This is a genomic window from Metabacillus sp. 84, assembly GCF_050107715.1.
GTDB lineage: Bacteria > Bacillota > Bacilli > Bacillales > Bacillaceae > Metabacillus_B.
This window is the reverse complement of the sequence record NZ_JBNILN010000006.1, coordinates 20,153-45,346: the sequence shown is the minus strand read 5'-3', so window position 1 is coordinate 45,346 and position 25,194 is coordinate 20,153. Positions and strand designations below refer to the sequence as shown.

The window sequence follows — 25,194 nt, the reverse complement described above, 5'->3', positions numbered from 1 at the left end:
TGCGCATCTATGAATGGGCTTATCCACTATAACGAAAAGCATGATTTCATTACTTATCACAAGCGAAACCATCTCCGTCACGGTCAAGCCGATGGGGATCTCCTGGTCCTGCGGCCTCAAAAAACGCCTGAGCCTCTTCATGGGACTTGAAATCCCCGCAGTCACGGTCTTCTCCGTTTGGATCAAACACCTCGCGAGTGCCTGAATCAGGAATTTCAGCCTCTCTTTTTTCTTCAAATCCATTTTCCGATGCATAGTCTTCAAGAGACCAGATATTCTTATTATCCTGCTGAGCTTGTTCCTCTGTTCTTTCGAAGGAGTCCAAATACTTTGTGTTAGGCGGATATACCGCAACTCTTGCCAAGCCGTTCTCAAGCAGCTGTTCATTAAACAACTTTCCGTCTATCCAAATGTACGCGAGCATCCGGCCATACCGGTCCCTTTCTTCTACCCCAGGCTCCAGCTCTACATCCTTACCTTCCAGATGCTTTCGTGTAAAGTCTGATGACTCTTTTCCGAATGGCTGAGGGTTTCCTTCATATTTCCCTCTGCTTTCGGGAGTATCCACAAGGATCAGCCGGACTTTTTCAGAAAGCCCATTTTCAAGCTCTACTTTAATCGTGTCCCCGTCTGTAACGGAAATCACTTTAGCAGGAATAGTTTTGCCTTTTTCTTCAAAATCGGCCACCTGCTGTTTTTCGCTGCCGGGTGCAGGGCCTCTGGCTGATTCAATATCCGCACAGCCGGTTAGCACAGCAGTTGCGAGTAAATGGATAGCAATTATTTTAATTTTCAACTCTATGAAACTCCTTTACAGGGATGGTGCCTTTAATTATAAGGTTTAACACCTTTATATACAAAGAAAGAAAGCAGGTTTTGTCTTTATAGTTTTCCTTCCGGCGCTTGCCATCTATATATAGCCGCTCACCCTAACAGGTTCCACCCTATGCATCAAAAAAAAACACCACAGGAACCCTGTGGAGAATCAGCATTTAACCTGCTGGAGTCTATTCATTCTGACAAGATCTGCAGTCTCTGTAACATTGACTAAAGCCTAACGGAAACAAAGTGCTGCAGACATTTGAACAAAACCTTGAACAATTCCCTGATCTGCAGTGATTGGCAGCACCTTGGACATTTTCTTTTCTCCTTGCATGGCGGCCGCCAGTACCTTGGATTTTTCTGCAGGTGCCGTTATCGGAACTGCCCTGCACTCTGTTTCTGCAGCCGCCGTTATCTGAACTGCCCTGCACTCTGCTGTTTCTGCAGCCGCTATTAGCAGATTTGGCTTGGACGCTGCGGTATCGATGACCGCTGCCGTTTGCAGCCCCCATTGCATCATTCGTTCGATTTCCCCATAAAAAGCTCATGTAGTCCCCTCCTTTCGCTGATAGAGTATGCAGATTCTATCAGCTTGGAAACTTCATTTGCCCCTGATAGAAGAGAAAATTTCTTTTAACGCGGCGCCCATAGAATGACGCCAGCCCCAATCAGACATAATGCCGCTCCTAACGCGTCATAAAAATCAGGTGCCTTTCCATCGATCCCCCATCCCCACAAAAGGGCCAAGACGATAAACAGACCGCCATAAGCAGCATAAACCCTTCCAAAATTAGGGAAATCCTGCAATGCAGGCAGAATTCCATACACGATTAGTACAAGCCCTCCAAGTACCCCATACCAAACCGGCAGGCCATTTTTAATCCAGAGCCAGATTAAATACGCGCCGCCTATTTCGGCCAAGCCTGCCAAGACGAACAGAATAATAGATTTAGACAACACCATCACATGCTTTCTGCTGAATTTACTTACTCCAATAACTAGAATAACATACCAATATTTTATAAACCAAGAGGCTTCAGTGGAACTGAATAACCTCCCTGCCCCCTTCCTCTTAATTCAACAGGAAGGGTTAAGAAATGCATTCGATTAAGTAGATGACTGGACCGGAAGAAAAGAGTATGATAGGTTTATCAAAATATAATATTGCCGCCATCTCTTTAAAAGAAGCAGAATCTTCACAAAGGCAGCTTAAGAAAATGGAGCGAGGGGCCTATTGTTCCCTGAGGTGATAAATCAGATGAATATAATAGAAGAATTAGCAGCAAAAGTGACGGTTAAAAGCATCGATCCTTTTGACCCGGTCCATGTTAAAAACATTCCTGAAGGCTGGAGCTTACTCGGAAGGGGAAATTACGCTGCTGTCTTTGAACACAAGGAACTTCCAGGAAAAATAGTAAAGCTATATGCAGACAACCGGGGAGGTGCTGATAAAGAAAGACGCGTTTATCAGCAGCTTGGGAGTCACCCTTTTTACTCGGAGATGTACAGTTCGGGAGACCGTTATTTAGTTTTAAGAAAATTGGAAGGCCTGACCCTATACGAAGCTTTGCGCAAAGGGAAATTCATCCCCAGACAGGTCATTGAGGATGTGGATTCTGCCATTTCCTTCGCACGCAGTAAAGGTCTCAATCCAACCGATATTCACGGGAAAAATGTCATGATGAAGGGTGGGAGAGGCTACGTTATTGACGTCTCTGACTTTCTGGAGGAATTCAGCTGTCCAAGGTGGAAAGATTTTAAGAAAGCCTATTTCCGGCTGTATCTTCCGCTCACCAGGTATAAAAAGCTGAAGATTCCCCGGTGGATGCTCGAAAGAATTCGCAAAGGCTACCAAAAATATTTAAAAATCAGCGGCTACTATAAAAGAAAGAAAAGAAGCAGAGAAACAAAACGCCTGGCTAAAAAAAGCTAGGCGTTTTGCACTTTACAGCAGGACAGCCCGCTTTAATTCTCTTGCAGCCAGCAAGGGACTTTCAGCCTTGCTGATACTTGATATGACAGATACCCCGTCAGCACCAGCTCTTCTGACAGCCCTTGCGTTTTCAGCTGTTATTCCGCCTATGCCGACCATCGGCACATCTATTCCGGCATTCCGGATTTCTTCCACTATAGCTGTTCCTTTTGCTTCTTTTGCATCTTCTTTTGATGAGGTGGGATAAACGGGACCTACTCCCACATAATCCGCTCCATCTGCAAGCGCCCGCTCTGCTTCCTCTGCACTGTGAACGGAAACACCTAAAATTTTCCCTTTTAAAAGGGTGGTGAGCTCACTTGCCTTTGCATCATTTTGTCCGACATGCACTCCGTCTGCTCCGATTGTGAGAGCGAGCTCCACATCATCGTTGACAATAAAGGGAATTCCTGCGGTTCTGCAAATGCTTTGAAGCCGAACTGCCAGCTTTTCACGCGCTTCGGCGGATTGAAGCGATCCTTTCCCCTTTTCCCTGAATTGAAAGATGGTCACTCCGCCTTCTATTGCTTCCTTAAGGGTTTCTTCTATCCCTTTAGGACAGTCCTGAGTTCCTGCGATGAAATAGAGAGACAGCGCGTTTTTAATCATTGGCTCTGTTCCTTTGCTGGTATGCCCAATGATTCGTCGGCCCATGACCTGCTCCTATTTCCAGCGTTTCTTCAATAGCGGCCTGGATAAATTGTTTTGCTGTATCAGCGGCCTCCTGCAGGGAAACCCCTTTAGCCAGTTCCGCTGCAAGAGCAGCTGAAAATGTGCAGCCTGTCCCGTGAGTGTGTTTTGTATTAATCCGCTTCCCTGTCAGCCTGGTGAAGCTCTCTCCATCATAAAACAGATCAGAGGACTGCTCTTCGTCGCCATCATGGCCGCCTTTAATGAGGCAGGAAGCAGCCCCCATTCCGACTACGGCGAAGCAGGCCTCTTTTTTATCCGCTTCAGAGCGAATTTCCTTTCCTGTTAGCGCCTCTGCTTCCGGAAGGTTCGGGGTGACAATTGAAGCAAGCGGAAGCAAGTCTTTAACCATGGCCTTTATTGCCTCCTTCTGCAGGAGAGTGCTGCCGCCCTTTGCAATCATAACTGGATCAATTACCACGTTTGTCCATCCGAATTTCCTGATTGATTCTGCAGTATTTTTTATGATGTCTGCGCTGAAAAGCATCCCTGTTTTGACAGCATCAGGAGAAAGATCCTCCCCTACAGCCTCCAGCTGCGAGGTTACAGCCTCGGCCGATAATGGATAAACTCCATGCACACCGAGCGTATTTTGAGCTGTTACTGCTGTTAACGCGCTCATTCCATAAACACCAAGCTCTTGAAATGTTTTAAGATCAGCCTGAATCCCGGCACCGCCTCCACTATCGGATCCGGCTATCGTTAATGCTTTTTTCGTCATACTACACCCCTCCCGCTTCAATAGCTGACCGTTCTGACACATCTTTTTCACTGATTAATGAGAGCTGATTAATAAACTCCATCTGGAAGCTTCCCGGTCCCAGGTCCTTCACATTCCTTACGGCTGCTTCAGCAGCCGTACCATAGAAAGCAAGCGCAGCCGATGCGGCGGAAAGATGATTCTCTTCGACCGCCAAAAAAGCTCCTACAGTTGAGCTTAAGAGACAGCCGGTGCCCGTCACTTTCGTCAAGATTGGGTGACCGTTTGAAACGGAAATAACCTGGGCTCCGTCTGAAATATAATCAACAGGACCGGTAACGGCAACAACTGTTTGAAGCGTAGATGCTGCCGAAATGGCAAGCTCCTTGATGTCCCCCTCTGCCTTTCCTGAATCCACGCCTTTAATCGTCCATTTCTCACCAGCCACATTGGCAATTTCAGCTGCATTTCCCCTAATGACCGCTATTTCTACCTCTTCTAAAATTCTTTGGGCTGATTTAGTCCTCAGTTCTGTTGCTCCTGCTGCTACTGGGTCCAATACAACCGGCACGCCATGGTTATTTGCCGCTTTTCCCGCAAGAAGCATAGACTCCACTGTCCGGCTATTCAGGGTGCCGATATTCAATACCAGGGCCCCCGCCATTGCAGCCATTTCCTCCACCTCTTCGATTGCATCCGCCATAACCGGGGATGCGCCCAGGGCAAGAAGCCCATTGGCTGTAAAATTAGCTACGACAATATTCGTGATATTATGTATAAGCGGATTGGTCTTTCTCACTTTGGTCAGTAAAATCCCAGCATCATTTCCATTCATTTTTATTCATCCTCTCCGGATAAGAGCTGCATCCCGCAAGCACGGCCGAAAGCGCAGGTATGTGGAAAATAACCTACTGCAGGGTGCGCATTGTTCTGCCGCAGCCCTGAACTGCCCCTCCTCTGCCATTCCCCTGCTTCCGGAAAGGGAGGGCGCCTGCCGAAGGATCCTCCACCTGATAAACAGCAAAAAAGGCATTTCGCATAGGAGCAAAATGCCTTTTATCATCAGAACATGATAAAGCTGTACATTCTCCCTGCGCTGGCATTATCCAACAGGTTCCTCCGGTCTGCGGCAGATTAGCCCCACTCTCAGCCTGCTTCTGCAAGCTCCCGTTCCCTTATATTTACTAGTAGTGTATCCTTCCATGAGCGATTAAGCAAGCTTTAAACAAGCTTCTCTTCATCCTCATTCCGGTCAGAAGCAATTTTTCCAAGAGACTCATTCATCTTGAACATCACAATAAGGAGTTCACAATAAATCCGAATCGCAAACGGACCGAGCAGCATTGTAAAAAGTCCCATCAATACTTGAAGACCTGGCGTCATTGAATCTGAAGAATTAACCATCATGATGAATCCTGTAAGGACACTGATCCCGCTTCCGATATAAAAAATAATCGTTATAATAGCCGGTGTAATCATCTTATTAAATTGGAAAAATTCCTTCAACTGCACTCATCCTCCCGATTGATTGTACCTTCAAACAAAAGGTATGCATGCTGAAGCTTAGACATTCCCGATAATAGGAAATAAGCTTTACGGGGACCGGTGTGCAGGTACGGATGCTTATACTCAGGGACAGCCTCACGTATCGGAAGTACATCTGCCCAAGACATTCATCTTACAATAATCCCTTTATTTTATATGCTGATGATTCATTAGGAACCCTTTCCTGCCAATAATGAATGGGAAACACATCCATTATCCTCTTTTGTAATTGGTACATAAAAGCGTCATTACTTTCGAATAGATTATGGGTATAGAATATAAATAAAGAATACGTTTTATTTAAGGGGAGCACTGGAAAAAGATAAAGGAGATCATTCATTATGAGGCTGACCTCTAAGATTTGTATGGCGTGCTCAGTATTATCCGTACTATTGTATTTCCTGGCGAAAATTCTTTATTTTACAAAGTATGCCCATTTTATGAATCTATCATCCATTCTTCTAGTTTTCGTTATCATCGTTGCTTTCTTTTTTGATGATCATATAGGGTATTAGAATCTTAGGACTGCCAGGTGACTGCTGGTTCGGAACTCCAATGCGAGTGCACAACATCCTTCACCCTCTCCAGAAGCTAAACCTTCTAATCTGGTGCATTCTATCGAACACTTCTAAATGGAAAAAGCAGCGGCCGGGGAGCCGTTGCTTTTTTACTTTTTATAGTGCGTTCTCATATTTTTTGTTAGTTGCTTCCACCTTGCTTTTTCATCTGCCTGAGCCTTTTAATCCTCTTTACCCGCCATGCAGGCAAGGTCTCGGATAAGCCGCAGGGCTTAATCAAAAAACATCTGCTGGTTACTCTGCCGGCAATAATTATACGGCAATTTTCTTAACAAGTTGCAATGCTGAATCAATAAAGCGCTGTTGACTTTTGCTCCAGGCATTCGCTTTAAAAAACCACGCTTTAACATAGCCAAAACAAAAGAACCGCCCATACCCGCAGCGGCTCTCAAAAGTTTCCACATCAGACAAAGCTTGATCGATTATTTAGAAGCTTCGGCAGACGGCTTTTTCGTATCTGCTCTCTCTTGTTCACTTGCCCTAAGAAATACGAGCCCGTTGCCTTCCGCTTTTTTGGAAAGACCGATCGAGACTGTATTTTTGCAAAGCTGGGCATAGACCTCAGGTTCTGTCAGTGCTCTTCCAAATTCTTTTTCTTCTTTTTGAATAAGAAGAGCTGCTGCTGCAGATGCATGAGGGGTAGACATAGAAGTCCCGGATAGCTTTGCATATTTGCCGCCGGGGTAGGTGGATAAAATATTCACTCCGGGTGCAACGAGATCAATTTCATCGTTCGTATTCGAAAAGTCTGCCAGTTCCTTTTTTTCGTTTATAGCCCCTACCTGAACTACTTCCTTATAAAACCCTGGATAAGCCTGCTCAGATGTTTCTTCCCTTCCGTCGCCCTCATTGCCTGCAGCACAGACGACAAGAATTTGCTTAGCAACAGCGTCGCGGATTGCCTCATGAAGTTCAGGAACATCCTCAGGACCACCAAGTGACATGGAGATTACGCGTACTGTTTCCCCGTTCTCCCCCTTCCATTCGGCTGCATAGCGAATGGCATCGGTGATTCCTTCGTAAGAACCGCTCCCATCGTCTCCAAGAACCTTCAATATCAACAGCTGTGCCTCAGGGGCTGCTCCTGTTACTCCCTGCCCGTTCAGACTTGCTGCCACGGTGCCTGCAACATGTGTCCCATGGAAATGGGAGTCACTGTAATCCCCCTCATCGCCTTCAACAAAGCTTTTGCCGCCGATAATGCGGTCTTTCAAATCCGGGTGGCTTGAATCACAGCCTGTGTCAAGGATTGCGATGACAGCGGCCTTTCCCTTTACTCCCTGTTCCCACAGCTCCGGTGCATTAATCATCTGAATTCCATAAGGGGTTTCTTCCGTAGCCGAATCAAGTACTTCCTCTAATTTAAATGGAATTAATCGAACCCTGCTCATACCCTCGTCCTCCTTTGAAATAGCTGACTATTAGTATCCATGGCAGATAACAGAACGTTTGTTCTTATTCTACCATACTAAAAAAATCAAATCCAGCTATTTTTTACTTCAGCTGTCGAAGATCCTCCATATACCGATAAACCGGAAGCTGTTTCCCCTTTTCAGAAGGAATAAATCCAAAGCTTTCATAGCTGTCCACGGACTCGGGCTCAAGAGATAGAGAGAGCAGATTGGACTGAGGCTGAGCCGTTAAAAAGATGATACTGCCTTTCTTAAGTGTTCGCTTCTGCTTGCTGATTTCAGCTGATATTTCATGAAGCTGAATTCCTTCATAAAGCCGGTCTTCTTTCTTATTGGATACGGTGAACACTTCGAGGGGAAGAGTTTTGTCTTTTCTAAGTGTAAAGCTTTTTAATCCCTGATTTCTAAGCTTTTTTGCAGCTTCTTCCTGCCCGGGCTCCAGGATATACGCCGTCGGTCTTTCTCTTACAAGTGTTGCTTTCGCATCAGAAGCACTCTTATATTTCACAGGAACCTCTTTTACCCTGCCTTCTTCTATGTCGATCATTTCAAGAGTTTTGCCTTGAACAGCCGTGTTTTCACTGTCTATGACAATCTTGTCCCGATCATTTGGGAGAAGTCCTTTTTTTACAAGCTTCAGCCTTTCTCCAGCTACCTGTACTTTTACTTTGCGTGCATTGTCAGCAGTCGTTTTAATCAAGTTTTCATGAGTGGCTATCTGAGCGGCTACCCTTCTTGTAAAATTCTCTCTTCCGATCCCAATGCCCCGGGTCTCTACTAAAAAGGAGATAGCAGGTGACAAACCGAAAGAATTCCGCCCTATTCTCGCTTCCGTACTTCCCTCTTCCAATTCGATTTCATTGCTGCTGCTCAGAACCGCTGTATAGTAGGGTTCATTCGAGAAGCCTTGTTGATCCAATGCCTCTTCTGTGTCCTCAATATAAAGTTCATCTGAAATGTTCCGGATCCGCTCCGGGATATTTAGATTTTTCCCTGACAGCAGCAGGACGTCATGATACTTTAGAAGTCCCAGTTTGCTGAATTCCTGGCCTGCTCCATATTCATGCGCGTCAATTACAACCTCGGGCATGAACTTGTTAAACTCGCTGTGAATAGCCTGAAGCTCTCTTGACTCAAGCTTCACATGATCCCGGTTTCCATCCAGCCCGTTTTTAAGCTGACGGCTGAACAGATAAGAGCCGTCGGGATTCACTCTCGGTACGATAATGACATTAATATGGTCCAGAACATCATTTCCGAATTTTCCGGATAGCTTTTTTGCCATAGCGAGGACTGCTTCTCCTGCAGCAGGCTCATTCCCGTGAATTTGTCCCTGAAGCCATACTGTAGGCTTTCTTGAAAGAGAGGACGGGTAGATCTTTTTATCTTTAGAAAAATACAGACCTAGAATGGATCGGCCTGACTCAGACTTTCCTATTTCCTTAACCGTAAGATGGCTCGTTCTCTTCTGGAGATCATCTACATATTCTTCCATTTCCTCCTGGGATGTGAATGCCTCACCCTTTCGTGAAAATGCCGGGGTCATAACCTGTGGTTCCAGCTCTGGATACAAGTCCAGTACTTGTTGAGGCTGGCTGTACTCTTTCCCATAGTATGGGGTTTCTGCTGCAGAAGCAGCTTCCGGGTTTCCTCCTGTCAGAATGAGGCTTGCGGCCGCTGCAGAAGCAGCCCATATAATCAAATGCCTTTTCATTCCACCACTCCTTTCCTTGTATAAGTAAAGTATATAGAAATCATTTATTTATCTAAATATTATGAAATATGTGATTTTATGTTGAGGCTTTAGTCATGAGGTGGGATTTTGACGGGTAATGCGGGGCCATCTGCCCGTGCCAGTCGTTATAAACCGGCACGGACTATCTGCTTTGGTTACATAGTGCGGAGGCAATTCAATAACCTATTTGGAGTTAGATCATTGGCAGCTAACTTGAGATTGTATACGCAGTCATTCACTTAAATACCTTTTATAAGCCTCTTCATGAACGTTGATCAGTTTTTCAATCCCCATATCCTGAAGCTTTATTGAGAATTTCTTAAAATCTACTTCTTCTGCACCCATCATCCATTTCTGGATCATTTCATCCCTGTACGCCGTAATCTCCGATTCTATATCATTTTTTATTTTCTCTTCTGCTTCTGTGAAATTCAGAGCCGGAACTTCTTTAATAAAGTAATCATTCTGAACGTAATCTTCTACACCTTCGAGGGCGAGGGGATCCATCCATTGCTTTTCATATTCAAAGTCCTGATGATAAGCGAACATGATCTGGGCACCTATAGAGCGCAGCGCTCCCGGGACATCCGGACTGTTTAACACATCCTTTTTAAATACGGGCTTTCCATTCTCCACCGTATACGTTTCCCCTTCCACGCCGTAGTTCATCAGCCTTCTCCCCTCTTCTGTAAAGAAGTAGTCCAAATATTTTATCGCCGCTTCAGGGTCCTTAACGGAGTGGCCGATTGCGATCCCTGTGTAATTATTAAACGGTGATCGAATGGTCGGTTCTATACGTGTTCCGTTTGAGTTCTCTGGAGGAGCCATGGGGATTAGCAGGAAGTCCTGCGTGTGTTTTTTAGAAATATGATTATACGTTGTGGTACTCGAGAACCAGTCATGAGTTGAACCGCCTCTGTTTTCTCCGAACAATATATCCCGCGACAAGGCACCCCGCGTGAAAATTTCAGGATCTATTAGCCCTTCATCATACCATTTCGCCAGGTTTTGCATCGCGATTCCGAATTCTTTTTGCATCGGACCGTAAACCACTTTACCATCATCGACATAAAAATCACCGAATCCTCCCCAGAGGGTGGCCAAATCAAAGATTCTTGTATTGATTCTCGTAAAAAAAGGAATTTCATCTGCTTTGCCGTTTCCATTCGGATCTTTCTCTTTGAAAGCCTTAAGCACCTTGTAATACTCCTCCACTGTCTGCGGCACCTCAAGTCCAAGGTTATCCAGCCAATCCTTGCGGATAAACCAGCCTTCAGCTGCTTCTCCGTCTGCAATAAAAGGCAGATAATACAGATGGCCATCAGCAGCCTTTGAAACCTTCATGATCTCCGGCATCCTATCGAGATAGCTTTGAATATGGGGAGCATGTTCTTTAATTAAATCTTCAAGCGGGATAAAGGCTCCTTCCTTTCCATATTTATTAAGATTTTCTTTTTTCTCAAAAACAAAATCCGGGATTTTTCCGGAAGCAATCATCAAATTGAATGCCTCTTCGCTTTTAGTTGAGATTTGGGGAGCCACACCTTTGAGGCTTATATTTGTAGCTTCCGCAGCTTTTTTGAATGTGCTCCAATCATCATTAAATATAACCGTTCCGTCATTATAATGAAGATGAATCGTCATTTCCAACGGTTTTTTGCTTGCTCTAAAGCGATGATCCACTTTTTCTTCTTCGTTTTCCGTATTTTCTTTTTTGGGTGCGGCAACTGGATGGCTGCACGCTGATCCTGAATACATCAGCAAACCTGAAGCAAGCATAATCAACAGTTTATTTCTATTTCTCATTTTTTCTCCCCCTCCCCAAAAGCACTCCCATACAGCACGGATTTGCAGGAATAGCGGGTTCCCTTATGGACACCCGCCTAAATTATTATTAAGTGAATAAATGGTTTCAATGAGATGAACGATTTCTTTTGCTTCCTCTATGAACATTGTCCGCTCAGCTGCTGAAGATAACAGCCGTTGAGACTCCTCATATAGCCCATTGAACGGATCAACATTTGAATGGGAAAGCACGGACCAGTTGCCATCTGAAAAAACCCTTGCACCAGCGCCGGTTTCCAATAAAATTTTTCCTTTTGTGAATTGGAGCTCGGTTTGATTTACAAAATCATCGTTTTCGCCGCAAAGCTCAATTTTAACCGGGATTCCCTTCTCCGTTTTAAAGAATGCGCAACCGGAGCTTTCTATGTCCTGGTAGCGGGTGTGCCATTTTAGATCTGAACTGACCGCCTCAAGCCTCTGGTCTGTCAGCCATAGAATCTTATCGAAAGAATGAGCTCCAAGGTTCATAAAAATTCCTCCGCCGCACTGATCTTTCTCAAAAAACCAGCCGGGCCTGGCGGAATGAAAATAGGGCAGATGCCTTTTGTCTAGGATCCCCAAGAGGTTCCCCAGCCTACGGGATACTATGATCTTTTTCACTGCCTGTTTTTCAGGAAAATAGCGCTGAACATGAGCAGTCATTACTTTTATTTCCATTATATCGCAAATATGTTCAATTTCCAGACAATCCTGATAAGTGATTGCAAGCGGTTTTTCAATTAGCAGATGACATTTCTGTCCGGCACACCAGATAGCTGCTTCCTTGTGAAGATGATGTGGAAGCGAAATCACAACTGCATCCGGTTTCTCCAAAAGTGTCATAGTTTTGTAATCTTTATAATAAGCAAGGCCCTGTCCGGTGATTTGCGCTTTTTTCCCTTCATCAAGATCAGCCGCCGCAATGAACTCAAGCCCGGGCACCTGGCTGACTGCCTGTCTATGATTGCTGAATATGGCTCCAGCTCCAATAATGGCCAGCCGAAAATGCTGCATCCGCTTCCTACTTCAGACCGGATGAGCCGGCACCGTGGACAAAGTATTTTTCTGCGAATAAAAACACGATTAATATCGGCAGCAGACTCATTAACGCAGCGGCAACCATATATTGTTCGTTTCCGTAGAACTGGCCTCCAAGCGCGAGAACTCCGAGCGGAAGTGTGTATTTTTCTTCTGTTGAGATAAAGATGGCAGGTGCAAGGATCTCGTTCCACTTTGAAAGGAAAGTAAAAATAGCTAAAGTAGCCAAATAAGGCTTGCACATTGGCAGGAAAATCTTCCAGTACGTTTGAAATGGATTGCAGCCATCGAGTTTTGCGGCTTCTTCATAGTCCACCGGAATATTCATAAATGCCTGCCTCATTAGAAAAATTCCAAATGGCTGGCCGAGCCATTCCAGAATCCATAAAGGGGTGAGGGTGTCCAGCATTCCAAGCTCCTTAAAAATAATAAACTGCGGGATGATCGTTACAACCGGCGGGATCATCATCGTCCCGAGAACAAGCATGAATAATGTATTTTTGAGAGGAAAATCAAGCCTTGCAAATGCATAGGCGATCATGGAACTTGAGAGAACGCTCCCCGTAATCGCCAGGACGGAGACGATCACGCTGTTGAGCGTATATTGTCCGAAGTTCGACAGCTGAAAAACCTCAGGATAATTGCTCCATTGTACTGGATCCGGAATCCACACGGGAGGCACCTTCGTGTATTGGGCATAGGTTTTCAAAGAATTTGAAAGTGCTGTTAGGAACGGGACAACCATGATTAGCGAACTGATGGCAATAATCACATAAGCTGTCCATTTTCTCTGACGGGAATGCTGCATATGTCCGAAGCCCCCTTCTTTTTATTTATCGTAATACACCCATTTCTTTTGGACGAAGACTTGAATCATCGTAAAGATAAAGAGGACGGCGAACAATACCCACGCAATAGCAGACGCATAGCCCATCTTAAGAAACGAGAAGCCTTCCCGGTAAAGGTAAAGCATGAGCACAAGACTGGAGTTGTTCGGTCCTCCCATTTGCGCCACATCATGAATTCCCCCTGTCATAACATAAATCTGTTCAAAAGCCTGAAACGTATGAATCGTGCTCAGAATTAATACGAGAAATGTGGTTGCTGATATTAAAGGCATTGTAATTTTAAAGAACTTCCTAAGGGAACTTGCTCCATCAATGTCAGCTGCTTCATAAAGCTCTCCGGGTATATTCTGCAGACCCGCCAGGAAAATGATCATCATATAGCCGACGCCTTTCCACACAGCAATCCCGACCAGCAATGGAATGACCATCGCTTCATCATTCAGCCATTTTTGAGCAGGCAGCCCCAGACTTGTCAGAATATGATTCCCCGCTCCGAAACGGGGATTAAATATAGCATCTGCCACGAAATTGATAACCGCCCAGGAAGATATTACGGGTATAAAATGAGCCATCCTGAAAAGCTTCATTCCTTTTAATTTTTGGTTGAGGGCAACCGCTAAAATTAATGCGAGAATTGTCTGCAAAGGGACAAATAAAACAGTAAAATACAAAGTATTTCCGAATGACTTCCAAAACAAAGGCTCCTCAGCCAGCTTAGAATAATTGTCCAAACCCGCCCACTCAGGGGGAGTGAGGAGATCATAGTTCGTAAAGCTGAAATAAAGGGATGCTGCAAATGTAATCCCAATAAACACAAAATGAATAAGGTAAGGGAGGACCATGATCAGTCCCCACTTCCTCCCTTCATTCCACCAGCTTCTTTTAGGCTCCGGTACAGAAACGATGGTCTCCTGACTGCTTATCTTTATCTCCTTCATAAGGTTGTCTGCACCCTTCCATTACTTCTTATAAAATTGATCCAGCACCTTCTGGATTTCCTGATCTGCATTTTTCAATGCCTGGTCTGAAGTCGTCTCCCCTCTGAAAGCCGGATAAATCGTGTCTGTAAACTTTTGATTCCATTCATTCCACACAGCGTTTGTATAAAGGGTTTCTGCAAACTCAAAGCTGTCGACAAACGCTTGTTTGTTTGCCGGAGTCTCACTGGATTTTAGGAACACATCGGAATCCACGACCGATTTTTTTACAGGAACTGCTGCACCAAGCCTTGCCCATTCTTCCTGGACGTCATCGTTTGTAACCCAGTTTTGAATAAACTTCCACGCAGCCTCAGCCTTCTTGTCATCTGTTTTCGAACTGATTACCCATGAGTTTGCAATAACGGAAGTCGCTCTTTTCCCATCGGGTCCTTTTGGCATCAACGTTACATCGTAATTAAGACCGGCTTCATTTGCTGCCATCGTCCGTGCATAAATTCCAGTCACCATCGCAGCTCCTCCGCTTGGAAAAGGAGAAAATGGACTTTGGAAGCTTTCAAGATCAACCGGATCAATAATGACGCCCTTGTTCATCCCGTCAATGATCCAATCAAGCGCTTTTTTATTTTCCGGAGAATTCACTACAGATTTTTGAAGGGATTCATCCAGGACATCTCCTCCAAATGATTTCAAGATCGGGAACCAGCCCTCCGTAATGTTAAAGAAAGAATAGCCATACTGTGAAACGGAATCCGGATTAAAACCTGACTGAGTCGCGTTTTTACCATTTCCATCCAGCGTCAGCTTCGCAGCAGCTTCCTTAAGATCATCCCATGTCCATTCTTCTGTCGGATAATCGACCCCAGCTTTATCAAACATATCTTTGTTATAAAAAAGAGAAGCAATTTGCACGCCTTCCGGAACGGCCCAGTACTTTCCTTCCGGATCTTTGTTAAAATCAAAACCGTAGTAATCATCCGTATTTAGATTTTTTTCAATCCAAGGTGTTAAATCGCGAATCGCATCACGTTCTGCGAATTTCTGTACAAAAACCCCATCCGAAAGCCAAATATCAGGCTGGCTTCCTGCTGCTATCTGCGTATCAAGCTTTTGAAAGAACTGTCCGTATGGAGCTGTCTGTGTTTTAATTTCGATGTTTGGGTTTTCCTTTTGAAAGTTTTTAATGACTTCACTCATGCTTTTATCCGTTGTCCCGGAAGAGTAGTACCCAAGGGTTAAGGTCATTTTTTCAGTATCTTTTTTACCTTCACCGCTCCCATTACTTGCTGTGCTGCTGCATCCTCCCATCAAAGCCGTTATGATGAGGACCGCGATAAGAAATCCATTCGTCCATTTTCTTTTCATATCCTGTTTTCCCCCTATAGCCTTTTTGAGTTAATAATGGTTTATAAATGCTTGGCAATCCATTCGATTGTAGAGTCAACGTGCTGAGGATGAGCTGCAATATCATGTCCTGAATACGGATAAACGAGCAGTGACTTTTGTGATTGGATTCGATTGTAAACAGCCATGACCGAAAGGGGAGGACAAATGACATCCTTTAATGAGACCGAAATGCGGATATGCCTCTTAATCCGGTCTGCAAAGTTCAAATGGTCAAAGTAGGAGAGAGCTGTTAACACCTTATCCGTTCGATCCGGGTATTTGTTTAAGTAGGATTCAATGTAGGTTAATGAGCCTTCAAGCTTTTGTTCGAGCGCGAGCTCAATGTGGCACATATTCGGAACATCAGCGATGAATAAACATGGCCTCTCGTCAAGGGCTGCGATAGCGAGGCTGATCCCGCCCCCAAAGCTTGCTCCCATAACAGCTACGCGATTAGGGTCAATCGCCGGATGATTCATGATAAAATCAACTGCACGGATAGCATCCGTGTAAACCCGGAAGTAATAATACTCCCTTTTGTTTCCCAAACCCATCGTTGCCCAGGAACCGTCATGGCCTCTAGAATATGAGGCTGAATCACCCGTCTCTCCATGTCCTCTGCAGTCAACTGCCAGAACCGCATAGCCCTGAATAAGCCAATGCATGTATTGAGCCGGAGACCCCTTAGATCCCCCATATCCGTGGAATCGGATAATACACGGGTGAGGCTTGGGTGTATCCGGAAGAAGCAAATACGAGTGGATGGGTGTTCCATCCATCCCTCTATAAATTACTTTGTAAACATTTGCCTGGCGAATTGGATAGTTTATTTTTCCATCTTCTGCCATTAATGGGATCTTTTTGCTCTCTTCCAATGCTTCCTGCCAAAAAAATTCAAAATCATCTTGCTTAGTAAGTGGCGGGAAGTAGGTGTTCCATTCATTCAATTTTTGTTTATAAAGCTCCAAAACTGAACCATCCCCCCTTGACAAGACTTTCAGAACAGATACCTTTTTGCTGGCTGAGGATCCAAGCAGCACATTGAGTTATTGAATCATCCTCCTTGTAAGCGCTTTCTAGTTCCTGTTGTCATCTTATAGGAAAGAAGCAGGATATAACTATCTCAATTTTCTGTACCTTTACACATTTTTTACGAAATTAGTAAGAAATAGAGGTTTATCAAAAGAAATGAATATAAAATGGGGCGTTCACTCGACTTGCAGGGGAGAAAATGCGGGCGTTTTTATTTAACCGAGCAGTCTGAAATCAGCCTGTTGCTTGCACTTGACACCCTTAAAGCAAATTAAATCAGGGCCTGCCTAAAAGCCCTGAAGAAGGAAAATAGGTAATAAAAAATCCCCCGCATACCGGGGTATTTATTCAAAAAAAATCGCTCGATCCAAAGAAGTGGTTAGACTGCATGTAAAAGCAGCGGGGGTGGGTGAGAAAGCCCGCTGCTGAGAAGCGAAGACAAGAGCCCGTTAAAAGGGTGCAGCCTGAAGCGGTAATCAGCCAGAACATACCAATCGCAGAAGGGAGAAAGCTTACTGGACAATCCCTGCTGATTCGAATTAATTTTCAATCCATTTTCACATATTGCCCGGGTGATAATCCTACGTATCTTTTGAAAAGACGAATAAAAGTATTTACGTTATTATAGCCGACAAGACTAGCCGCCTCACTGACTTTAATGTTTCTGTCAGTGAGGAGTTCCTTTGCCTTTTGAATTCGGAATCGATTAAGGTACTCCTTATAATTCTCACCTGAATACTCCTTGAAGATGGTGCTGATGTAACTTGGCGTCAGCTGAAAATAATCGGAAAGGTCCTGCAGTGAAAGGTCTTCATTATAATGCTGATGGATATAAGCGACAATCCGTGATGCAGCAGATGAACTTTCTCTTACAGAAGTAATTTCAGCGGATGCCTTTGAGAACGTCCTGACAATTTCTGCTTTCAGGGTCTCACGGTCCCGAATGGCACTAAGCTCAAGGTGAAGCATTTCATCAGGAATTCTTGAAGAAGTTTGAATAATCCGGTTTACCGTCCCAGCCATTGCAAATACGAATTGGGATAAAGCGGTTTTATTCAAGTTCTTTTCATCGAGGTTTTCTTCCAGTATCCGGTTTAATATTTGAAAGGCCTCCTCTTTTTTTCCCTGAATAAAATAATGAATCAGTTCTTTTTCTACTTCAAGCGGATAATAAAAAGTCTGCATTAACTTTACGGAGAGGTCGTCCCAGCATAATATTTGCTTTTTTTCCACTGAAAGCCGGTTTTCAAGCAGTTCGCTAGCCTGCTGGAATGACTGGTCCGAGCTTGCTAAATCATCCGCCTCCTGACCGATTGCAGCCGTAATGTGCCGGCTTATCGAAGAATCCAGAAAATTTATGGCTGCCGTCAGTTTCTTTTTTAACTCTCCAGATGAAATTCCGGCTGTGATTAAAGCGGATCTTCCAGGAGAAAGCTCTGCAAGCTCAAATGGCACGTCTTCACCAAGAACTTCCCTCAGAAGCTGTACAGCCTGAGCATTAAGCTTTGATCTTCCCTCCTGAAGAAGCGGCATACGGCTGTAATCGAATTCAATAATTGATACAGTGGTTTTTCCTTTGTAGCACTCAAGCTGAAACTGTTCCATGCCGCGAAGAATTTGATGTTTAGGCAGAAGACCATGTACGGCATCCCATAAAAATTTCATTTTAAGAGGGACCTGGTTGTCCTTAAGAACTTTTGACAGTTCCCGGTTCGCTTCTCTCATCCGCTTTGCTGTTTCCTGAAAAAGAACAAATTCATCCTCACCAGCCGCCATTGGATCGTCCTCTTCTTTAATTGCAGCGACCATTTCCTGTACAGGACGGTACGTATGACGGATAAGCGGATACGCAATGCCGAATCCGGCAAGCAAAAGGGCAGCAGGAATAAGGGCCGCCGCAAGCCATTGGCTGTTTTGACCGGATTGTTCAGCATTTAAAGGGGCCGCGTATACAAATTGCACATCCTTCAGGCTTTTAGAGCCGATCGTATGAATGATTCGGTTATCCTTTTCTATTTTCCAGTATGAAGGAACTTGTTCGTTTTTCTCAGATATCACAGTTAAAAGCTCCCTGTTTAAAACGCTGTTTTTCTTTTCTCCTGAATCAAGCGGAAGAATCTCCTTTCCGGAGATAATCATCAGGTCGGTATTCTTCGTTTTTTCTGTCTCAGGCAGCAGGTTAATTTTATTGAACGAGAGGAAAAACAGAGCCGTTTTTTCATAGCTGATGCGATATTTTTTCACAAAAGAAAAAGTATCGCTGTCCTCATTAAATGAGAGGAAGACTGTTTCAAAATAGCTGGACCAGCTTGTGTCCTCCGCAAAATTCTGGAAATTCCTCCTCGCTTCCTTTGTCACGTGAAGCTCATTAAAAAACCGGTCGGCTGGCATGGTGTGTTTTGAGGTGATGACCGTGTCATCATTTTGGAGCATCAAGGAGATATCATAATCATAGTTGGAGAATGCTGTTTTGTTGCGCTGAAGCTCCTGAAGTACCCTGCCCATATGGTAATACTTTAATTCTGTATGGGAAAAACGCGTAAAATCCTTGAAGGCTTCACTTGTTTCCAGCTGAATCATCCCATTCAGGGCTACTTGAATACGCTGATCCATCATTTCCTGCACCTGCTGCAGCAGAAGCTTTTGACTGCTGTTTCTCTCAACACGGCTTATTTCCATATTTTTCATGTAATAAACTGCAAAGACCCCAACTGAGTAAAGAATGATAATGAAACAAAAAGAATAGAAAAGAGTCCGGTAAAATTTATTTTTCCACATTGTAGATGCCCCCTCTGCATCAGACCTTTGTTCTATATGTTCGAGTCCCCCTCTTCCAATTCCTTCTATTCTTACGAAGCAGCTTCGGCTCCAAGTCCCTTTTTCTCATCAAAAAAAGCAGCGCACTGCTGTCCTCCAGATTTGAAATCCTATGGATTGTCTTGTAAAATAAAAAATTGTGTAAGAGTCCGGCTAGAATATTTTTGGGCGATGTTAAAGCTCGATGATGATTATAAATACGTGTTGATGAGTGCCGGCTGGAACGGCGGGACAAGCGAGATTCTGCAGCAGGCAGCGCAGAGAAAGCTCACCTCACCGCCATGCAGGAAGTAAATACCTGCAGGCTGCAATCATCACCTAAGTTTAAATAGAGCTTATACTTTATAAATGATAAAAAACAAAAATGATTGGAGGCGTATAGCAATGCTTCTTGCGGAGACCAGACCTGGGCGGGAAAAGGACGCAGAAGAGCTATTGGAAGAAAAAGAAGACTTGGAAATGCAGCTTTTCAGGATGCAGGCGAACATGAAAGAAATTGCCCAAAATGGAAAAGGTGAAGTGCTGGGGATTGACCAGTCCAAGGAAGACAAATGGGTGATCGTGCACGCGATCGATGATGGGAGCGCCTGCAAAATTATGATCAATGACTGTGAATCTTCCTATCGCGGCATGTGGGATTTTTCCATTCAGGCCACTTACAAAGCAGCAGATACCATCAAGATCGGAGACATTAAAGGACCTGCAAACAAAGGGTACGGCTCCATCTGTATGAACTATTTGAAACAAAAAGCGCGTCAGCACAATATTCCCTATATCGTCGGCGACATTGCTGAGCGGGATTGGGATCATGTTGACCGTCTTATCCATTTTTATAAAAAACATCAGTTTGAAGTAGCGCTTGATAAAGAAAAGAAATGCGGAGAAATTGTCTGGAGCGGATAGGGCTTTTCGGAACAGATACCGCGAACCCTCTGCTCCATGCGCCAGATCATCGGCTGATGAAAACAACAGGCGGTTCAGCCAGAATAAAACAAGAATCTCCTATATACCTCAAAACCCCCCTCCCTCATTCCAGCCTGAGCAGGTATAATGCAGAGTAAGGGGTGAGAGGATGAATTACGGTGCCGGAGACATTCTTATTCAGATTTTCAGCTTCAGCCTTCTCTTTTTTGCAGCAGCGGTCATTGTCCGCTTTTTTCCTTCCAGTTCCCGGTCAAAAAGGCAGCTGGACCGATTAGATATGAAATTGGATGAGCAGCATAGACAAAAAGAAAAAAACAGGCAAATCCGGTCCAGCTGAGGCCGGATTTTTATTTGTGCAGGTTTTCGGGTATCACTAATACTATTCTGAACCGAAAGGAGCTGGATAGATTGGAATATGGGAAAGACTATAAACACATTCCGGCTGTTTCTGTTAATAGCGGCTCAGTGGAAGAAGCAGCCCCCGGAGTTTATTGCAGAACTATTCAAATCGTAAATGTGTGCCTCATTCAGGATCAATTTGCCACGGATAACTGGGTGCTAGTGGACGCCGGCATGACAGGTTCAGCGGACTCCATCATTCAATTTACAGAGTCGCTCCTTCCAGACGGCCTTTTGCCAAGAGCTATTCTTTTAACTCATGGCCACTTTGACCATGTTGGAGCCATTATTGAATTAATAAACCACTGGAACATTCCTGTATACGCCCATCCATTTGAAATTCCTTACCTGACAGGGAAAGAAAACTACCCGGAAGGAAGTACGCTTCCGAAAGGTCTTATGGCCAAGCTCTCGCCTTACTATCCGAATGAAGCAATCAACCTTGATAAGCATGTTCAGGAGCTTCCATTGGATGGAGAAGTTCCCTTTCTAAAGGGGTGGAGATGGGTTCATACTCCAGGCCATACGAAAGGCCATGTGTCATTTATAAGAGAAGAGGACCGGGTTCTGATTGCAGGAGATGCTTTTGTAACAGTCAAACAGGAGTCCCTTTATCACGTTGTGGTTCAGGATCTGGAAATCAGCGGTCCACCGCAGTATTTCACTTTTCATTGGACAGAAGCAAAAGAGAGCGTTTCTAAACTCGAGGAGCTAAAACCATCTGCAGCTGTGACCGGACATGGGAAGCCTGTTAGAGGCGCCAAGCTTGCCGGCGGTTTGAAGGATCTTGTCACGAATTTTGATAAGGCTGCTGTCCCTTCAAGACATCACTGAAAACGTCCAGCGAATGTGCGTCTGTAAATTCATCTGTAAAAGGCGCAGCCATCTATCAGTTCGTTTCACCGTAGAAATGCTTTATTTCATCAGGGTTTACCGGCCGGTTTCTTATCTGGATCGGCCGGTTTTGGTTATCGGTCAGTTTTGTCTTCTTAACGGCTGATGATGAGTGGCTTAAATCCCCCGCGTTACATCAGGAATTTTAGTTTGCTGTCCTGTACCTTAAATAATTGAAATTAGAGGTTGGAACCTCTTTAATAATTTCGCCATTAGAGTCCGTGTACACTTCATATTCCCGATACGTTTCGACCTTATATTCAATCCCTTTATCTTTCACCTTTTTTGTTCCGACTAGCTTGCTTTCAACTTCAAATGGATTTTGACGGGGAAATTCCCCTGCCTCCCCCTGCACCGAAACAATTTCTTCCCCCCCTATAAGAAGAGGACTGCCGGTCTCTTCAGTTTTTGCATCCCATGAACTCATATACAGCGAAGCTCCTATAATGCATACGGCCATCAGTACCGGCCAAATACTTTTCCTCATATCCATAAGAGGTTCTCTCCTCTTCCTTTTTGTTTCATTTTATTCAAAGGGGGATGCATACATGTCCAAAAAAAAGTCCGTGCAACATGCAGCAGCAGAATATTCACCATTTTAGGTTAAGCTGAGTGTTTCAGAGCTTGTCCCTCTTTCGGCTGCCATGAGGCTTTGCAAAAAAAAAAACAAGGGAACGCTATGAGTGCATTCCCTTGCTTTGATAAGGAGATTTATCTTTTGAATATTCAGTTTAAAATGCTCTCCATGCCTTCTCCATTGCCTTCATCCCGGTATTCAACCGCTTTTCCATCTTCTGTTTTATGATAAATGGTATAGCGTTCCACTGTGTTTTCAGGGGTATACCAGATGAATACCTGGGCTTCCATTTTCCCGGCAATAATTCCTTCAATATCCGGATCTGATACGGCAGGCTTGTATCCGTTCTCAGGCATATAATCATAGCGGTAAGCCGTGGTTCCATCAGCCGTTTTTACTTGCTCAGGCTTTTTATTCTGGAGTACCTCCTCTGCCTCTTCTCTCGTCAGGCTGATTTGGATTTCGTCTCTCAATTCAAAAGGAGAGACATAGCGGGCTGGTTTTTCTTTCTGTTCCTGTTCCGCTTCCGCTTCCCCGCTCTGGCTGGACTCAGCAGATTCTGCGTCCTCTGTCTCAGCACCATCTGTCTCTGCATTCTCTTCCTTGGCCGTTTCGTTTTCAGCCGGTTTTTCCTGCTCGGCTGTTTCTCGTTCATTTGATTCCTTAGTTTCTTTTTTAGGTTCTGTTTCCTGCACGGTTTTTTCTGATTCCTCCGAGCTGCTTCCATTTGTCTCCTGTGATTGGCAGCCTGTGGAAAGAATCAGTGTGAGCGCTGCCGTTAATGCAGTCATCTGTTTGTACATGTTGAATGAGACCTCCCGAATATATTCATAAACTAAATGGTACCACAAAATAGTGAAAAGCAGGAAAATCATTGAAGTTCCTACTGTATATGTCGATTGATGCCAGTGATTGGTTTCATATCCATTAATATCCTGCCGATTTCGCCTGCATGCTCACTTAACTTGCAAAACCATATTTATGTGAGGAATCCCATCCTCCATATAACAGCCCGTTACTGTCCTGAATCCAAAAGATTCATAAAATCCCTTCAAATACTCCTGTGCCTGAATCTTAACCGCTTTTTCTTTTTTTTCTCTCACTATGACATCCAGTGCCTTTGCTAGCAATTCTGCAGCAAGTCCCTGCCTCCTATAATCAGCATGCATTAAAACCCTGCCGATTGACGCCTCTTCAAATGACACCCCGGGAGGCAGCAGCCGGGCATAGGCGACTATAACCCCGTCCATTTTCCGGTAAAGGTGTAAGGACACGAAATCCTTTCCATCCGTCTCCAAATATGGACAGTTTTGCTCCACGACAAACACGTTCGTTCTTTCTTTAAGAATCTCATAAAGTTCGATTGCAGTTAACTCAGAAAATGCTTTCAGCTGCCAGCTCATGTACAGCCCCCCATTAAAATTCCCTTTTTGAAAATGGCTGGAACCACTTTACCCCTTTACGGTTTGCCGGCAGCACCTTAAGATCAGCAAACAAATGGCTTGCGTATCCGGCCACACATGTATAATGCACACCGGAAATCTGTAAATCCTGTTCCAAATAAAAACCGATATACCCGAAGAAGATCAGACCGATCAATGAATGGGTAATGCCGCGATGCGGCTGTGTGGCTGCCGCACAAATATAGATTCCCATTAAAAGAATCCATCGTTCATTAAGCATCATACCTGCTCCGCCAATAACAAATCCTGTTATAAGGAGAATGGTTCTCTTCTTCATGAAAAACCTTGGAAGGGTAATCAGTCCTGCACCAAGAAGAATCCCCAGCCACTGTCCGGTTCCTCTCTCAGAAAACGCACTGTCACTTGCTAAAAGGACACCTATCAGAGCAAGCAAACCATATATCCATTTTCTTGAGGTTAACGTATTCGAGAGCTTCCCGTTAACATCCAAATCCGGCACAAGGCCGGAGAGTACTCCGATTCCAATTAATGAAGCAGCCGTCGTTGAATCTGTCTGCTGCCAATATGCAACAGCCATCCCTGCGGCGCCTCCCAAAACTGCATGTGTGCTTCCTCTCATATTCATTCCGCCTGTTCTAGCTGTTATGTATTCTTACTCATTATAGCAAACATACGATCTCTTTAATAAGCTAATTTTTTTGACCTTTCTCAGTTTATCGATTATAATGTTATTCTATGTCCCAGTAGCTCAGCTGGATAGAGCGACAGCCTCCTAAGCTGTAGGCCGTGAGTTCGAATCTCGCCTGGGACGTTTTGAATAAGCCTGCATGACCTTTTATTAAGGGTCATGCAGGCTTATTTCTTTCTAACGGTTCTAATTGGCGTATTACTTTTAGGTTAGAGGCTGAATCGGGCTCAGATTAGCAGCTTTATGTTTGTGATGCAAATTTGCAGGTCTTTCTCTTTAAGCTAAGCTATTATAATGTAAACTTTTAAAAACCTTTCCTTTTCTCTTCTTCAGTATATACAAGATGCATCACATGGTATATCAAAATATTCAAGTATATGGAAATTCATGATTTTATTGGGACACAGATTTCGCAATAATGGTTTTGCACCTTATTGTAAGTGTATCTTTCCATAATGGGCTTATGATCAATTTGGTATCCAGCCCTTTGTACGGCTGTAAGAATACTTTTATATGCTTTATGTATATCTTCTGCTGTATGGTTAACTTCGAAAACAAGATATTTCCCACCAGACAGTTCGCTTTCACAAATTGAATGATTAATTTGAAAATCATTTGGAATCACAATACAAGCATCATAACGACAGTTTTCAGGAAGTGTTAACTCTGGATTATCATGCGGAATTGCAAATATAATTGACGATTCTAATAGATTTTTCTCATTAGCCCACTTTTTTAAATTTTCCATTACTCCAATATTTGCAGAACCGTATGGGCCAACTCGACGCATATAAGCAATACGATAGTCTGGAAGTGTTTCAGCTATAAATTTCATGAATCTTTTCTTCCCTTCTTCCGTTATATTTGTTAGGTACATATTGAATGTAACATGCTTTAAAATTATCCACAGTTGAATTTTTAAACTATTATTTTACAGAAACACTATAACGC

The 25,194-nt window shown here is 44.1% G+C and carries 25 protein-coding genes and 1 tRNA gene; 5 read left to right on the top strand and 21 right to left on the bottom strand.

Annotation, left to right across the window (positions count from 1 at the left end):
• Positions 1–49: 49 nt before the first annotated feature.
• The 3 genes from ACQCV8_RS12390 to ACQCV8_RS12380 all read right to left on the bottom strand — a co-directional run bounded on the left by ACQCV8_RS12390 (position 50) and on the right by ACQCV8_RS12380 (position 1,779).
• The gene (locus ACQCV8_RS12390) at positions 50–796 is read right to left on the bottom strand and encodes a thermonuclease family protein (protein WP_426844953.1); all 747 of its coding nucleotides are present in this window, start codon (positions 794–796) and stop codon (positions 50–52) included.
• Between the two features lie 258 nt (positions 797–1,054).
• Entirely contained in the window at positions 1,055–1,342 is a 288-nt protein-coding gene (locus ACQCV8_RS12385) for a hypothetical protein (protein ID WP_426844952.1), read from the bottom strand.
• 113 nt (positions 1,343–1,455) lie between these two features.
• Entirely contained in the window at positions 1,456–1,779 is a 324-nt protein-coding gene (locus ACQCV8_RS12380) for a YnfA family protein (RefSeq protein ID WP_426844951.1), read from the bottom strand.
• Positions 1,780–2,080: 301 nt separating this feature from the next.
• On the opposite strand from ACQCV8_RS12380, the gene ACQCV8_RS12375 reads away from it, so the two are divergent.
• Entirely contained in the window at positions 2,081–2,755 is a 675-nt protein-coding gene (locus ACQCV8_RS12375) for a serine/threonine protein kinase (protein WP_426844950.1), read from the top strand.
• Positions 2,756–2,767: 12 nt separating this feature from the next.
• On the opposite strand, the gene thiE is transcribed toward ACQCV8_RS12375, so the two are convergent.
• The 13 genes from thiE to ACQCV8_RS12310 form a co-directional block, all read right to left on the bottom strand.
• Positions 2,768–3,403 (bottom strand): thiamine phosphate synthase, encoded by a 636-nt coding sequence (thiE, locus tag ACQCV8_RS12370; RefSeq protein WP_426844949.1) that lies wholly within the window; start codon positions 3,401–3,403, stop codon positions 2,768–2,770.
• Positions 3,396–4,205 (bottom strand): bifunctional hydroxymethylpyrimidine kinase/phosphomethylpyrimidine kinase, encoded by an 810-nt coding sequence (thiD, locus tag ACQCV8_RS12365; RefSeq protein WP_426844948.1) that lies wholly within the window; start codon positions 4,203–4,205, stop codon positions 3,396–3,398. Before thiD ends, thiE begins: the two co-directional genes overlap by 8 nt.
• A 1-nt stretch (position 4,206) precedes the next feature.
• The gene (gene thiM / locus ACQCV8_RS12360) at positions 4,207–5,019 is read right to left on the bottom strand and encodes a hydroxyethylthiazole kinase (protein ID WP_426844947.1); all 813 of its coding nucleotides are present in this window, start codon (positions 5,017–5,019) and stop codon (positions 4,207–4,209) included.
• Between the two features lie 386 nt (positions 5,020–5,405).
• Positions 5,406–5,690: a DUF4282 domain-containing protein gene (locus ACQCV8_RS12355; RefSeq protein WP_426844946.1), complete on the bottom strand. Its 285-nt coding sequence runs from the start codon at positions 5,688–5,690 to the stop codon at positions 5,406–5,408.
• 1,039 nt (positions 5,691–6,729) lie between these two features.
• On the bottom strand, positions 6,730–7,698 hold the full coding sequence (locus ACQCV8_RS12350) for a S8 family peptidase (protein ID WP_426844945.1): 969 nt from the start codon (positions 7,696–7,698) through the stop codon (positions 6,730–6,732).
• Positions 7,699–7,801: 103 nt separating this feature from the next.
• Positions 7,802–9,433, bottom strand: coding sequence for a M14 family metallopeptidase (locus ACQCV8_RS12345; protein ID WP_426844944.1), 1,632 nt, complete (start codon positions 9,431–9,433; stop codon positions 7,802–7,804).
• 252 nt (positions 9,434–9,685) lie between these two features.
• Complete coding sequence (locus ACQCV8_RS12340; RefSeq protein WP_426844943.1) at positions 9,686–11,260, bottom strand: extracellular solute-binding protein; 1,575 nt, start codon at positions 11,258–11,260, stop codon at positions 9,686–9,688.
• 63 nt (positions 11,261–11,323) lie between these two features.
• Positions 11,324–12,292 (bottom strand): Gfo/Idh/MocA family protein, encoded by a 969-nt coding sequence (locus tag ACQCV8_RS12335; protein ID WP_426844942.1) that lies wholly within the window; start codon positions 12,290–12,292, stop codon positions 11,324–11,326.
• A gap of 7 nt (positions 12,293–12,299) precedes the next feature.
• Positions 12,300–13,124 (bottom strand): carbohydrate ABC transporter permease, encoded by an 825-nt coding sequence (locus ACQCV8_RS12330; protein WP_426844941.1) that lies wholly within the window; start codon positions 13,122–13,124, stop codon positions 12,300–12,302.
• A 21-nt stretch (positions 13,125–13,145) separates the two neighbouring features.
• Positions 13,146–14,102, bottom strand: a complete 957-nt coding sequence (locus ACQCV8_RS12325; protein ID WP_426844940.1) for a carbohydrate ABC transporter permease — start codon at positions 14,100–14,102, stop codon at positions 13,146–13,148.
• 21 nt (positions 14,103–14,123) lie between these two features.
• A complete protein-coding gene (locus tag ACQCV8_RS12320; RefSeq protein WP_426844939.1) occupies positions 14,124–15,467 on the bottom strand; it encodes an ABC transporter substrate-binding protein in 1,344 nt (447 codons plus the stop codon).
• A gap of 41 nt (positions 15,468–15,508) precedes the next feature.
• Positions 15,509–16,456, bottom strand: coding sequence for an acetylxylan esterase (locus ACQCV8_RS12315; protein WP_426844938.1), 948 nt, complete (start codon positions 16,454–16,456; stop codon positions 15,509–15,511).
• A gap of 610 nt (positions 16,457–17,066) precedes the next feature.
• On the bottom strand, positions 17,067–19,298 hold the full coding sequence (locus tag ACQCV8_RS12310) for a helix-turn-helix domain-containing protein (protein ID WP_426844937.1): 2,232 nt from the start codon (positions 19,296–19,298) through the stop codon (positions 17,067–17,069).
• A gap of 423 nt (positions 19,299–19,721) precedes the next feature.
• Here ACQCV8_RS12310 and ACQCV8_RS12305 point away from each other — a divergent pair, with 423 nt between their 5' ends.
• The 3 genes from ACQCV8_RS12305 (at position 19,722) to ACQCV8_RS12295 (ending at position 21,494) form a co-directional block, all read left to right on the top strand.
• Positions 19,722–20,240, top strand: coding sequence for a hypothetical protein (locus tag ACQCV8_RS12305; protein ID WP_426844936.1), 519 nt, complete (start codon positions 19,722–19,724; stop codon positions 20,238–20,240).
• 169 nt (positions 20,241–20,409) lie between these two features.
• Entirely contained in the window at positions 20,410–20,598 is a 189-nt protein-coding gene (locus tag ACQCV8_RS12300; protein ID WP_426844935.1) for a hypothetical protein, read from the top strand.
• 71 nt (positions 20,599–20,669) lie between these two features.
• The gene (locus ACQCV8_RS12295; protein ID WP_426844934.1) at positions 20,670–21,494 is read left to right on the top strand and encodes an MBL fold metallo-hydrolase; all 825 of its coding nucleotides are present in this window, start codon (positions 20,670–20,672) and stop codon (positions 21,492–21,494) included.
• Positions 21,495–21,699: 205 nt separating this feature from the next.
• Here ACQCV8_RS12295 and ACQCV8_RS12290 read toward each other — a convergent pair whose 3' ends face one another.
• From ACQCV8_RS12290 to ACQCV8_RS12275, 4 genes are all read right to left on the bottom strand, one after another.
• Entirely contained in the window at positions 21,700–22,047 is a 348-nt protein-coding gene (locus ACQCV8_RS12290; protein ID WP_426844933.1) for a hypothetical protein, read from the bottom strand.
• Between the two features lie 233 nt (positions 22,048–22,280).
• On the bottom strand, positions 22,281–22,934 hold the full coding sequence (locus tag ACQCV8_RS12285) for a hypothetical protein (RefSeq protein ID WP_426844932.1): 654 nt from the start codon (positions 22,932–22,934) through the stop codon (positions 22,281–22,283).
• A gap of 153 nt (positions 22,935–23,087) precedes the next feature.
• Positions 23,088–23,534 (bottom strand): GNAT family N-acetyltransferase, encoded by a 447-nt coding sequence (locus ACQCV8_RS12280; protein WP_426844931.1) that lies wholly within the window; start codon positions 23,532–23,534, stop codon positions 23,088–23,090.
• Positions 23,535–23,547: 13 nt separating this feature from the next.
• Positions 23,548–24,174 (bottom strand): metal-dependent hydrolase, encoded by a 627-nt coding sequence (locus tag ACQCV8_RS12275; RefSeq protein ID WP_426844930.1) that lies wholly within the window; start codon positions 24,172–24,174, stop codon positions 23,548–23,550.
• A 118-nt stretch (positions 24,175–24,292) separates the two neighbouring features.
• Here ACQCV8_RS12275 and ACQCV8_RS12270 point away from each other — a divergent pair.
• Positions 24,293–24,366, top strand: a tRNA-Arg gene (locus ACQCV8_RS12270).
• 262 nt (positions 24,367–24,628) lie between these two features.
• Here the strand turns inward: ACQCV8_RS12270 and ACQCV8_RS12265 are convergent.
• Positions 24,629–25,078: an AraC family transcriptional regulator gene (locus tag ACQCV8_RS12265; RefSeq protein WP_426844929.1), complete on the bottom strand. Its 450-nt coding sequence runs from the start codon at positions 25,076–25,078 to the stop codon at positions 24,629–24,631.
• Positions 25,079–25,194 lie beyond the last annotated feature (116 nt).